The organism is Cupriavidus sp. D384, from assembly GCF_001652915.1.
Lineage (GTDB): Bacteria > Pseudomonadota > Gammaproteobacteria > Burkholderiales > Burkholderiaceae > Cupriavidus.
On record NZ_BBQI01000017.1, the window covers coordinates 1 to 11,843 of the forward strand.

The 11,843-nt window shown below is 65.3% G+C and carries 12 protein-coding genes; 3 read left to right on the forward strand and 9 right to left on the reverse strand.

The genetic code is table 11. The features are described from left to right. A partial coding sequence (locus A9J21_RS07410) for an MFS transporter (protein ID WP_231906854.1) occupies positions 1-824 on the reverse strand: 824 nt, incomplete at its 3' end. Between the two features lie 137 nt (positions 825-961). Continuing rightward, on the reverse strand, positions 962-1,432 hold the full coding sequence (locus A9J21_RS07415; RefSeq protein ID WP_066733424.1) for an SRPBCC family protein: 471 nt from the start codon (positions 1,430-1,432) through the stop codon (positions 962-964). A gap of 220 nt (positions 1,433-1,652) precedes the next feature. On the opposite strand from A9J21_RS07415, the gene A9J21_RS07420 reads away from it, so the two are divergent. After that, a complete protein-coding gene (locus A9J21_RS07420) occupies positions 1,653-2,063 on the forward strand; it encodes a VOC family protein (RefSeq protein WP_066733426.1) in 411 nt (136 codons plus the stop codon). Positions 2,064-2,249: 186 nt separating this feature from the next. On the opposite strand, the gene aceB is transcribed toward A9J21_RS07420, so the two are convergent. Both aceB and A9J21_RS07430 read right to left on the reverse strand, forming a co-directional pair. Continuing rightward, positions 2,250-3,833, reverse strand: coding sequence for a malate synthase A (gene aceB / locus A9J21_RS07425; protein ID WP_066733429.1), 1,584 nt, complete (start codon positions 3,831-3,833; stop codon positions 2,250-2,252). Between the two features lie 47 nt (positions 3,834-3,880). Beyond that, positions 3,881-4,582, reverse strand: coding sequence for a haloacid dehalogenase type II (locus A9J21_RS07430; protein ID WP_066733431.1), 702 nt, complete (start codon positions 4,580-4,582; stop codon positions 3,881-3,883). Between the two features lie 167 nt (positions 4,583-4,749). Here A9J21_RS07430 and A9J21_RS07435 point away from each other — a divergent pair, with 167 nt between their 5' ends. Next, positions 4,750-5,706 carry a substrate binding domain-containing protein gene (locus A9J21_RS07435; protein ID WP_066733432.1) on the forward strand — a complete coding sequence of 319 codons (957 nt, stop codon included), beginning with the start codon at positions 4,750-4,752 and terminating at the stop codon, positions 5,704-5,706. 132 nt (positions 5,707-5,838) lie between these two features. Then, positions 5,839-6,273 carry a universal stress protein gene (locus A9J21_RS07440; RefSeq protein ID WP_066733433.1) on the forward strand — a complete coding sequence of 145 codons (435 nt, stop codon included), beginning with the start codon at positions 5,839-5,841 and terminating at the stop codon, positions 6,271-6,273. Positions 6,274-6,489: 216 nt separating this feature from the next. Here A9J21_RS07440 and aceA read toward each other — a convergent pair whose 3' ends face one another. The 5 genes from aceA to A9J21_RS07465 form a co-directional block, all read right to left on the reverse strand. Then, positions 6,490-7,785 (reverse strand): isocitrate lyase, encoded by a 1,296-nt coding sequence (aceA, locus tag A9J21_RS07445; RefSeq protein WP_066733434.1) that lies wholly within the window; start codon positions 7,783-7,785, stop codon positions 6,490-6,492. A 305-nt stretch (positions 7,786-8,090) separates the two neighbouring features. Then, entirely contained in the window at positions 8,091-9,068 is a 978-nt protein-coding gene (locus A9J21_RS07450; protein ID WP_066733436.1) for an alpha/beta fold hydrolase, read from the reverse strand. A gap of 111 nt (positions 9,069-9,179) precedes the next feature. Further along, on the reverse strand, positions 9,180-9,599 hold the full coding sequence (locus A9J21_RS07455; protein WP_066733438.1) for a gamma-glutamylcyclotransferase: 420 nt from the start codon (positions 9,597-9,599) through the stop codon (positions 9,180-9,182). Between the two features lie 119 nt (positions 9,600-9,718). Further along, on the reverse strand, positions 9,719-10,564 hold the full coding sequence (locus A9J21_RS07460) for a LytTR family DNA-binding domain-containing protein (RefSeq protein WP_066733440.1): 846 nt from the start codon (positions 10,562-10,564) through the stop codon (positions 9,719-9,721). 73 nt (positions 10,565-10,637) lie between these two features. Beyond that, complete coding sequence (locus A9J21_RS07465; protein ID WP_066733442.1) at positions 10,638-11,795, reverse strand: sensor histidine kinase; 1,158 nt, start codon at positions 11,793-11,795, stop codon at positions 10,638-10,640. Positions 11,796-11,843: the final 48 nt, after the last annotated feature.

An 11,843-nucleotide genomic window follows, 5' to 3' on the forward strand; every position in this document is an offset into this window, starting at 1 on the left:
TAGATAAAGGCCACCACGGCACCGGCCGAGAACTGGCGGTAGCTGTACAGCCGCATGTTCATCAGCGGATCTGGCGCGCGCAGCTGCCAGGCAACAAAGGCCGCCAGCATCAACACGCCGAACACGGCCAGCCCGAGGCCTTCGCCAGCGCTGGTGCGCATTTCCACCAGTCCGTTGAGCAGGCTCACCGTGGCAACGCCCACCAGGGCCAGGCCGCGCCAGTCCAGCGGCTTGCGCTCGCCCATCATCGCCGAGTCCACGGCCATGTAGCGCCGCGCCATCCACAGGCCGGCCAGCGTCAGCGGCACCACCACGAAGAAGATGGAGCGCCAGCCGAACAGCTCCACCAGGAAGCCGCCCACGCTGGGGCCGATGGCCGGCGCCAGCACCACGCCAAACCCGAACAGCGACAACGCCTTGCCCTGCTCGCGTTCATCGAAGACGCGCAGGATGAAGATATTGGGCAGCGGCTGCATGATGCCGGCGGCAATGCCTTCGGCCACGCGCATGGCCAGCATGACGCCGAACGTGGGAGAGAAGCCGCCGATCAGCCCGCCCCCGCCCAGCAGCACCAGCGTGCCGATGAAGGTGCGGCGCAGGCCGTAGCGGTTGAGCAGCCACGGGGTCAGCAGCATCGACAGCGTCATGGCGATCATGAAGCTGGCGGCCACCCATTGGGCACGCTCCTGGCCCAGGTCAAAGTGGCGGCTCAGGTCGGGAATGGCGACATTGACGATGGTCGACGACACGATCGACGACATCGTGCCCAGCATCAGCGTGACAAGGATCAGCCAGCGCAGGCGGTCGCCGTAGCGGGCGCGCAGATCGGCACGCGTGGGGCCACCACGGCGGCCCGCCGACGGGTCCGGCTCGCCTGGCTCCCCGGGTGCCTGCGATCCGCCAGCGCCTCCTCCATGGGCATCCCCGCTGCCGGTACTTGCCGGCGCAGTGGATGGGCGGCTCACCCGAGCCGTCCTGTCGCGGCGATTTCCCGGATCTTGCGAACCGTGTCGAGGTCGGCCTCGTGATAGGCCGACTTGACGATCTCGGCGTAGCGGTTGTCGCCGCTCGCGTCCACGTTGGGCATGGTGGTCTGGTAGATGAAGCGGACCAGCAGTGCGCCAGGCGCCGGGGTCTCGATAATCATCTCCAGCGTGCCGCCCGCATGTTCGGCGGTGGGGGCCGACTCATACCGTACGGCGCGGCGCGGTTCGTAGGCCACGCGGTCGCTCACGCTGGCCTTGCCGAAATGCAGCACGCGTTCGATCCAGCCATCTCCCCGCCCGACGATCTCGGCGCTATCCAGCCCGAGCATGAACAGTTCCGGCGATTCCGCCCGCAGTACAAGGCCCTGCCAAAGCTGGTCCGGCGTCAGCGGCTCCAGCGTGGGATTGCCTGGGTCATTGATTTCCACCAGGTGTTCGAAGCGCAACTTGAATCTCCAGATCGTAGATTTCCGTATTATGGGGCTTCCCGCGCGCCGCTGTCCGCCCCCAGGACCACCAGTCCGGGGTGGCGGCCTGCGCATCACTCCTGACAGCTGGTGTCAGGAGCCCGGGCGCACAATGCTCGCCCGGTTTCAAGCAAGCGTCAGGAGTCGTCAGGAGCGGCTGCCCGGCGCCGCGCATCGGGAGAACGCTCAGGAGGCAGGCATGGAGTTGTTGATCAACATCGACGTCGATGACCTCGAACGCGGCATCGGCTTCTATGAGGCAGGATTGGGATTGCGGCTCAACCGCAGGCTGTTCGACGGCACGGTGGCCGAACTGCACGGCGCCTGCGCGCCCGTGTACCTGCTGGCCAAGGCGCCCGGCACCGTGGCGACCACACGGGCCGATACCCGGCGCGACTATGTCCGGCACTGGACCCCGGTGCATCTGGACTTCGTGGTCGAATCGCTGGAACCAGCCATCGAGCGGGCGCTCAGCGCCGGCGCGGAAATCGAGGACTGGCCACGGGAATTCGACTGGGGCCGCCAGGCGATGCTGTCGGACCCGTTCGGGCATGGCCTGTGTTTTATCGAGTGGAAGGGCCAGGGATACGGGGCCGGGAGCGCGCCATAGATGGCCCAACCGGCAATCGGACCCCGAAAATAGCGTCCCGCCGGTAACACCCCGCCGATAGCGCATCCGCCGGCATGGCCGCCGCCATTGCCCGGCGCCCTCACCGCCCAACAAAAAACCCCACGGCTCGCACCGTGGGGTTTTTCTGTTGGCTTTCTGGCGAAACCGCCATCACCAGGGCTGACTTCAGACTTCCTCGTACAGCGGCAGCGTCAGGAATTCGGCGAAGTCTTCCGACGTCGACATTTCCTCGAAGATCTTTGCGGCGCGGTCATAGGTCGGGCCCGTGCCCGCCACTTCCTTGACCTTGGCCAGTTCTTCCGGAATCAGCGCGCGCACCAGCTCGGCGGTGACCTTGCGGCCGTCCTCGAGCTTGCCCTTCGGCGAGCGGATCCACTGCCAGACCTGCGAACGCGAGATCTCGGCCGTGGCGGCGTCTTCCATCAGGTTGTGGATCGGCACGCAGCCGTTGCCGGCCAGCCAGGCACCCAGGTAATGGATGCCGACGTTGATGTTCATGCGCAGGCCGTGTTCGGTGATCGGCGTTTCCGGCTGGAAGTTCAGCAGGTCGGCGCCCTTTACTTCCACGTCCATGCGCTGCTTCTCGAACTGGTTCGGCTTGTCGCCCAGCACGGCCACGAATTCCTTCATTGCCGGCTCGACCAGGCCCGGGTGGGCCACCCAGCCGCCGTCGTAGCCGTCGGTGGCGTCACGACGCTTGTCGCTGATGATGCCTTCCATGGCGATGGCGTTCTTTTCCGGATCGTTCTTGATCGGGATCAGCGCGCTCATGCCGCCGATGGCGGGCGCACCGCGCTTGTGGCAGGTCTTCAGCAGCAGCAGCGCGTACGAACGCATGAACGGCGCGGTCATCGTCACCTTGGCGCGGTCGGCCAGGCAGAAGTTCTTGTCCACCTTGAACTTCTTGATGCACGAGAAGATGTAGTCCCAGCGGCCGGCGTTCAGGCCAGCGCTGTGGTCGCGCAGTTCGTACAGGATTTCTTCCATTTCGAATGCGGCCAGGATCGTCTCGATCAGCACCGTGGCCTTGACCGTGCCTTGCGCCAGGCCAACTTCCTTCTGGGCCATCACGAAGACGTCGTTCCACAGGCGCGCTTCCAGATGGCTTTCCATCTTCGGCAGGTAGAAGAACGGGCCGTCGCCGCGGGCGATCTGTTCGCGGGCATTGTGGAACAGGAACAGCGCGAAGTCGAAGATGCCGCCCGAGACGCGCTTGCCGTCGATCGTGACGTGCTTTTCGTCCAGGTGCCAGCCGCGCGGACGCACCTGCAGCGTGGCGATCTTGTCGTTGAGCTTGTAGTGCTTGCCGTTGCTGTCCAGCGTCAGCGTGCGGCGCACGGCGGCCTTCAGGTTCACCTGACCCTGCATCTGGTTGTGCCAGTTCGGGGTGTTGGAGTCCTCGAAGTCGGTCATGTAGCTGTCAGCGCCCGAGTTGAAGGCGTTGATCACCATCTTGGCTTCGACCGGGCCGGTGATTTCCACGCGGCGGCATTCCAGAGCCTTGGGCACCGGGGCAACCTTCCAGTCGCCTTCGCGCACGTTCTTCGTTTCCGGCAGGAAATCGGGGATCTCGCCGGCGTCCAGGCGCTTGGCGCGTTCCACGCGTGCGGCCAGCAGTTCCTGGCGGCGCGGCTCGAAGGCGCGGTGCAGCTTGTCGACCAGGGCCAGGGCTTCCGGCGTGAGGATGTCTTCGTAGGCCGGCAGGATCTCGCCGGTAATCTTCATGCCCGCGGGCAGCGTGATAGCCATCAGTCTTCTCCTGTAGGTGCGATGGTGTATTAAGGGGGGCCTGCCTGTCAGACCGTTGCGCCCGAGGCGGCAACGAAGGCAAGCAGGTCGTTCATGTCGTGCCCGGTGCCGGTGGGCGCCACGTCCAGGCGCTCCGCCGGATGGCCGGCACGGTTGATCCAGTAGGTGGTGTAGCCAAACCACGTGGCGCCACAGGCATCCCAGCAGTTCGACGAGACAAACAGGATCTCGCCGGCCGGCACGTCGAAGGCCTTGGGGCCCAGCGCGTAGGCGGCCGGCGCGGTCTTGTACTGCTTCACGGCATCGACCGACAGCACATGGTCGAACAGCCCGTGCATGCCGGCGCTCTTGACCGCGATATCAAGCATTTCCGGGTTGCCGTTGGACAGGATGCCCAGCGGCAGGCTGGCGCGCTTCAGCCGCTTGAGTGCCGCCAGGTTCTCGGGGAACGCCGACAGGCACGCGTATTCCTTGAGCAACTGCGCCTGCGCGGTGTCATCGAGCTTCAGTTCGAGACGGTCGGCGGCATAGCGCAGTGCATCGATCGTGATGTCCCAGAACGGCTTGTAGCGCGCGCCGTCCGGCGCGGCCAGCGAACGCAGCCGGGTGTAGTCGATCTGGCGCTCGCGCCAGAGCAGGGCCAGTGCCTCGCCCTTGCCCGGAAACAGTTGCTCGGCGCGCGCCGTGACCGAATACACGTCGAACAGCGTGCCGTAAGCATCGAAAACTACCGCGCGGATTTTGTTCATCTCTCAAAACGCCAGGGACTGAATGGACCTGTACACGATTGAATGCATGGAATTCTAGTGATGCGCTGCAGTGCGGCAAATAGGCTCGCTGTCACTTGATCTTTTACTTTTGCACTACTAATCTTTGCCATCCCCATCAAGACTCGTGTACAACCGAGCTAACATTCGTGGACCACTTCAAGCAACTGGAGACTTTTGTATCGGTGGCGTCACGTGGCAGCCTCTCCGCTGCCGCAGCCGCCGAAGGCGTGGCGCCGGCCATCATCGGCCGCCGCATCGACGCCCTGGAAGAACGGCTCGGCGTGAAACTGCTGGTGCGCACCACCCGCAAGATCACGCTGACGTTCGAAGGCTCCGCGTTCCTGGAAGACTGCCAGCGCATCCTCAACGATCTCCACAATGCCGAAGCCAGCGTCTCCGCTGGCGGGGTCAAGGCCAGCGGCCACCTGCGCATCACCGCGCCGGCCGGCTTTGGCCGCAAGCACGTGGCGCCGCTGGTGCCGCTGTTCATCGAATCCCACCCCGACGTCACGCTCACGCTCGACCTGTCCGACCGCGTGGTCGACCTGGTCAACGAAGGCTTCGACTGCGCCATCCGCCTGGGCGACCTGCCCGATTCGAGCCTGGTATCGATCCGCCTGGCCGAAAACCGCCGCGTGGTCGTGGCGTCGCCCGAATACCTGGCGCGCGCCGGCACCCCTGCCCTGCCTGAAGACCTGGCACGCCACAATTGCCTGCACTTCGGCGCCAGTGCCAACGTGCAGCGCGGCTGGGTCTTCCAGCAGGATGGCCGCGCCGTCACCGTCAAGGTGGGTGGCAACATGGAATGCACCGACGGTGCCGTACTCCATGCCTGGTGCCTGCAGGGCCACGGCCTGGCCTGGCGTTCCTGGTGGGAGGTCGGCCAGGAAATCGTCAGCGGCCGGCTGGTGACCGTGCTCGACGAATTCCAGGCGCCGCCCATCGGCATCCACGCCGTCTTTCCCCAGCGCAAGCACCTGCCCCTGCGCGTCCGGCTGTTTATCGACCATCTCAAGAACACCTATGGCAACCCGGCCTACTGGCGCCGCGCCGAACAGGCGCCCAGCAATGCCGCCGCCGAAGTCCACGCTGTCGTCGCCTGACACCGTCCGTTCGCTGTCAATCGCAGAATCTTGATATTTCACAATGACGAACACTGCACACTGACTACAATCGATTCAGACAGGCGCCCCGCTGGCCTGCACCCGTTCCCACTCGTGAAAGGAGGTCCCGGTATGTTCAAGCACATCCTGCTGCCCACCGACGGTTCGGAGCTGTCCAAGAAGGCCATAGACGGCGGCCTGGAACTGGCCAAGGTCATCAATGCCCGCGTCACCGCCTACGTCTGTCTCGAGGAATATCCCTATACGCCCTTCAGCGAGATCGTGGTCGAGGCCCCGCAGGCGTTCAAGGAACGCATCGAGAACCAGGCCCGGCTGTACCTGAAGGAAATCGAAAGCGCCGCCGTGGCTGCCGGCCTGCCCTTCGACGCCGACATGACCACCTTCGCGGTGCCCTACCTGGGCATCATCGACGCCGCGGAGCGCCACGGCTGCGATGTCATCTTCATGGCCTCGCACGGCCGGCGCGGGCTGTCAGGCCTGCTGCTCGGCAGCGAGACGCAGAAGGTGCTCACACATACGGATATTCCAGTCATTGTTTACAGGTAGGCACTAGCAAAACGATTCTGGCGTCGCGCGGCCTTGGCCGATCCACTACTGTCTGCGGCCGCGCGCTTTGGCCAGAACCGCTGCGCTTCGTTTTGTTAGCGCCCTTGAACGCTGCTGTCCTGCAAAAAAGCCGCGCCGCAGGTCTTGCGGCGCGGAGCCAAACTGACGGCGCGATGGTCGCGCGCCGTCCCCGAATCCCCTTTCCGTTCAGAAGGCTCAGGCCACCTTCTTGTCGAAGAACTGTTCGTCTTCGGTCGATCCCTTGAGCGCGGTCGTCGACGACTGGCCGCCTTCGATGGTCTGCGTCACGGCGTCGAAATACCCGGTGCCCACTTCGCGCTGGTGCTTGACGGCGGTGAAGCCCTTCTCGGCAGCGGCAAACTCGGCTTCCTGCAACTCCACGAAGGCCGACATCTGGTTGCGGGCGTAGCCATAGGCCAGGTTGAACATCGAGTAGTTCAGCGAGTGGAAGCCCGCCAGCGTGATGAACTGGAACTTGTAGCCCATGGCGCCCAGTTCGCGCTGGAACTTGGCGATGGTGGCGTCGTCGAGGTTCTTCTTCCAGTTGAACGAGGGCGAGCAGTTGTAGGCCAGCAGCTTGCCCGGGAACCTGGCATGCACCGCCTCGGCAAACTTCTTCGCGAATTCCAGGTCCGGCTTGCCGGTTTCGCACCACACCAGGTCGGCCACTTCGGCGTAGGCCAGCGCGCGGGCGATCGACTGGTCGATGCCGGCCTTCGAACGGAAGAAGCCTTCCACGGTGCGCTCGCCGGTCAGGAACGGCTGGTCGCGCTCGTCCACGTCCGAGGTCACCAGGTCGGCGGCTTCGGCATCGGTTCGGGCGATCACCAGCGTCGGCACACCCGACACGTCGGCGGCCAGGCGCGCTGCAGTCAGCTTGGCCACGGCCTCGCGGGTCGGCACCAGCACCTTGCCGCCCATGTGGCCGCACTTCTTCACCGAGGCGAGCTGGTCTTCGAAGTGAACGCCGGCGGCGCCCGCCTCGATCATCGACTTCATCAGTTCGAACGCGTTCAGCACGCCGCCGAAACCGGCTTCTGCGTCAGCCACGATCGGCGCGAAGAAGTCGGTGTCGCCCTTGCCTTCGCTCCACTGGATCTGGTCGGCGCGCTGGAACGTGTTGTTGATGCGTTTGACGACCATCGGCACCGAGTTGGCCGGGTACAGCGACTGGTCCGGGTACATTTCGCCGGCCAGGTTGGCGTCGCCGGCCACTTGCCAGCCCGACAGGTAGATGGCCTTCAGGCCGGCCTTGACCTGCTGCATGGCCTGGTTCCCGGTCAGCGCGCCCAGCGTATTGACGAACGGCTCGGTGTTCAGCAGGTGCCAGAGCTTTTCGGCACCGCGGCGAGCCAGCGTGTGCTCGATCTGGACCGAACCCCGCAGCTTGACCACATCCTCGGCCGTGTAATGACGTTGCACGCCCTTCCAGCGCGGGTTGGTATCCCAGTCCTTTTGAAGGGCGTCGATCTGTTGTTGGCGGGTCGTCATGTTCACTCTCCTGTAACGATTTCGAGATGGCATGGAAATCGGTGACTGCTCCCCGTCTGCTGCCTGCCGGGGGACGCTGGCCGCCTGTGCCGCCGGCGCCTCAAGTCATGTGTCTTATATAAGAGTGTAGGGAAACTTCCCGCGTTGCAACAAGCGTCGACCGTAACGAGGACACAGTTTTTTATTTGATAAAAATCAAAGCGTTACCTTCAGCTTTCCACGATACGGCATGAAATCTTTCATGATGAGAAATGCCGGTGCCGGTATGGGCATGCCATTTTTGCGGACCAAAACATCATTCCGCATCATGAAATTTTGGCAGCCTCCGGGTCGACACGGGCCGCCTCCAGCGCGGGTGACGCGGGCGCACCATCGAGATGATCGACAAACTCGCACACCATGGCCGCCATGCGCCGCGGATGCGACAGCGGCAGCCAGTGGTGCGCCTCGACCCGTCGGCGCCACAACCGGGGCACCCAGCGGCCCAGGTCTTCGGTCACGGCCGGACGCACGTAGCGGTCGCGCGTGGGGACGATGATCTGCACCGGCGCATGGGCCTGGCGCTCGCGCGGCGCCTGCAGCCGCGCGCGGATATTGGCGCGATACAGCCGCAGCCCGTGGATGCCGTCGGCCGTCTGGGTGGGACTGGACGGCACGTGCAGCCCTTCGGTGCGGCGCAGCCAGAAGGGCCAGCCGCGTCCGAGCCAGAGCTTCCAGTTCCATTCGGGCAGCAACGGAATATGAAAGAACACGATGTACCAGGACGCCAGCGCCTGCCGCAACGTAGCGCCCCATTGCTTCAGGCTGCGGCGCCCGCCGGCGCGCAACGCACTGGCCGCGTGGTCCAGGCACGGCCCCGAACACGACGTGAACGACGCGATACGGCCATACAGGCGCGGATCGGTCACGAATTCCCAGCCCTGTATCGATCCCCAGTCGTGGCCCACCAGATGCACCGGCCGATCCGCCGACACGGCGTCGAGCACGGCAATGAAATCGTCGGCCAGCCGTTCCAGGCGATAGTCGGCCACGTCGGGCGGCGCATCGGACTGCCCAGCCCCGCGCACGTCGTAGGCGATGACGTGGAACCGTGCCGCCAGCGCCTGTGCCACGCCGTGCCATACCTCGCTGTTGTCGGGATAGCCATGCACCAGCACCACCACGGGATGCGCGGGATCGCCCCAGGCCGAGGCGGTCAGGCGGACGCGGCCGGACTGGATATGGAATCGGAGCGGAGCACCGGGGAGAGAGCTTGCGGAGCGGTCAGGCGGCGGCAGGGTCATGGGCGGGCACGGTGCGTTGACAGTGTGGGATGTCGTCGCCAGCCATGCTAACGCCGTCACGTGCCGCGTGACGGCGTTTGAAGTGTTTCGTCCTGGTGGTCCGGGGCCACCTCAGGCAGCCGCGGCAGTATCGCGGGCCTGGCGATGGGCCACCCAGTCGCCGCCGTCGATGCGGGCCAGGCCGGCAACGGCAGCATCGGCCACCGGGTAAAGCAGGCAATCCGTGGGCGCGCCGTTCAGCATTACGGGCCGGGTCTCGCGGATAAACAGCGTGGCCTGCCCCGGATAGACCTCCTCGATCTCGTCCAGCACCGGCAGCAATGCATCGGGAATGTCGTACACGTCGCCCAGCACCGGCGCGGCCGATGCATCGAGCACCAGGCCCGGATAGGTGCCGAAGTCATAGAGGCGCCCTGCAATGCTGGCCGTGCCGACCAGCGTTGCCGCGCCGATGCCATGCCGCACGGCGGCCTGGTTCAGATCGTTGACCTCGCCGGCACGAAGGGTGCCGTAGACAAACACACGCTGCATGGCGCAATCCTTTGCTGACGGAAAAGCCCATGGTAGAGGAAGCCGCGCGGCGATGGAACCACGGCTGGCGCGTTTCCCCGCCATGGTGCATCCCGCCCCGATACCAGCCTCGGCCGCCCCTACATCTGCTTGAACAGGTGCGCGTACTGCCTGGCAACCGGCAGCGACTCGGGCCGGTCGCGCAGCTTCAGCGACAGGCGGCCCAGCGACTGGTTCACGGCGCTGGCCACGCAGTCGATATTGACCACCGTGCCGCGATGGATCTGCCAGAAGCGGTCGGGGTCCAGCTGCTGGGTCAGTTCGCGCAGGCTGGTGCGGATCAGCGCCTCGCCGCTGGTGGACACCACGTTCACATACTTGTCGGTGGCTTCGAGATACACCACTTCATCGACCGGGATGATGCGCACCTCCTGCCCGACCAGCGCCTTGATAAAGCGCAGGTAGTGGCCGCGCGGGGCGGCTGCCGGCTGCTCCAGCGACTCCAGCCGCTGCAGCAGTTGTGCCAGCCGGTCGGTGTCGACCATGGTGCCGATGTCGGTGGCGGCTTCATCGCTGTCTGCGCCGGCATCGCCCTCGGCAGACTCTGCCGCCTTGGCGCTCAGGCGGGCCTTCAGGCGCCCTACCGTGGCCTCCAGGCGTTCGTGCTGCACGGGCTTGAGCACGTAGTCCACGGCCGCGCGTTCGAAGGCTTCCAGCGCAAACTGGTCGTAGGCGGTGACAAACACAACCAGCGGCGGACGGTCGAATTCGATCAGCTCGCGCGCCACGTCCATGCCGCTCATGCCGGGCATGCGGATATCCAGGAACGCCACGTCTGGCTGGTGCGTGCGCGCGGCCTCCAGCGCGGCCATGCCGTCATGCACCACGGATGCAATCGTGGCTTCGGGCCACAGGGCTTTCAGTTCGGCTTCGAGCACGCGGGCGAGCAGCGCCTCGTCGTCGGCGATCAGCAGGGTCGGGGGCATGCAGGACAAAGGTCAGGGACGGAAATGGTTTCGGGGGCTTCACCCGGACGTCATCGCAGCCGGGCAAGGCGCATCAGGTCCGGGAGATGGCCGGTGCCACGGTGGCGGGCGCCGCGGGGCGCGCATCCGGTGCAGCACGCATCGGCACAAAGGTGGGCTCGCTGCTGCGCGTAAGCGGCAGCGTCAGCCGCACCACCACCCCGCGCGGCGCGTTCTCTTCCATCTGCATCGTGGCCGCCGCGCCAAAAATGCGGGCCAGCCGCTCGCGCACATGGGTCAGCCCCAGGCCGGAGCCCCCCTTGCTGCTCTGGCAGAAGCCCACGCCGGTATCGGTGATCAGCACCTGCAGGCTGCCGTCGTCGGCCTGGCGCGCAGACAGCATGATCTTGCCGCCGCGCATGCACGGTTCGATGCCGTGCGTGACGGCGTTCTCCACCAGCGGCTGGATCAGCATGGGCGGAATCTCGGCATCGGCCAGCGCTGGCGGCAGGTCCACCTCGTAGTCGAGCCGGGCGCCGAAGCGCATGCCCTGGATGTCGAGATAGCTGCGCAGCAGTTCGAATTCCTGCGCCAGCGTGCAATGCTCGGCGCGCGTGTGCGACAGCGACATGCGCAGGAAGCCGATCAGCCGCTGCAGCAACTGGCGCGCGGCACGCGGATCGGTGGCAATCAGGCCGTCAAGGTTGGCCAGAGAATTGAACAGGAAGTGCGGCTCGATCTGGGCCTGCAGCGCCATCAGCTGGGCGCGCACCAACTGCTTCTCGGCTTCCTCGCGCTGCAGCGCGTCCAGTGCCGCCTGGCGTTCCAGATAGGCCAGCTTTTCGCGCGACCAGTAGAAATAGATCATGCTGGCCGATGCCAGCATGCCGACGATCAGGCACATGCGCAGCATGTCGCCCGTGGCGGCGGCGGACTTGACGGGAAGTTGCAGCAGTTCGCGCGTGGCCCAGCTGCCCAGCACCACGCCCATCGGCACGGCCACCACGGCCAGGCACATGAACGGCCAGCGGCGCGGGCGGTCGTTCCACCAGATCAGCACGCGCGGCACGTCGATCAACACCCAGATCGACAGGCCGATCAGCTGGCTGTAGACAAAGTTCTGCACCAGCGTGCCGCCGGTCTGGAAGCCATAGTTGAGGCTGACCGCGATGACGGTGTTCATGCAGAGCACGAACAGCAGGTCTCGCGCAAGAATATTGAGCCGTGACGGCACCGCGCATGACATGCGCATATTTCTCTCCCTCCTTCTGCTCCACAAACCGCGTGCAAATCTGTGATG

Bases quoted from the DNA above. Each gene is read 5' to 3' on its own strand.
- A9J21_RS07420 (WP_066733426.1), top strand. From the start codon at position 1,653: ATGGAGTTGTTGATCAACATCGACGTCGATGACCTCGAACGCGGCATC.
- aceB (WP_066733429.1), bottom strand. From the start codon at position 3,833: ATGGCTATCACGCTGCCCGCGGGCATGAAGATTACCGGCGAGATCCTG.
- A9J21_RS07430 (WP_066733431.1), bottom strand. From the start codon at position 4,582: ATGAACAAAATCCGCGCGGTAGTTTTCGATGCTTACGGCACGCTGTTC.
- A9J21_RS07440 (WP_066733433.1), top strand. From the start codon at position 5,839: ATGTTCAAGCACATCCTGCTGCCCACCGACGGTTCGGAGCTGTCCAAG.
- aceA (WP_066733434.1), bottom strand. From the start codon at position 7,785: ATGACGACCCGCCAACAACAGATCGACGCCCTTCAAAAGGACTGGGAT.
- A9J21_RS07450 (WP_066733436.1), bottom strand. From the start codon at position 9,068: ATGACCCTGCCGCCGCCTGACCGCTCCGCAAGCTCTCTCCCCGGTGCT.
- A9J21_RS07455 (WP_066733438.1), bottom strand. From the start codon at position 9,599: ATGCAGCGTGTGTTTGTCTACGGCACCCTTCGTGCCGGCGAGGTCAAC.
- A9J21_RS07460 (WP_066733440.1), bottom strand. From the start codon at position 10,564: ATGCCCCCGACCCTGCTGATCGCCGACGACGAGGCGCTGCTCGCCCGC.
- A9J21_RS07465 (WP_066733442.1), bottom strand. From the start codon at position 11,795: ATGCGCATGTCATGCGCGGTGCCGTCACGGCTCAATATTCTTGCGCGA.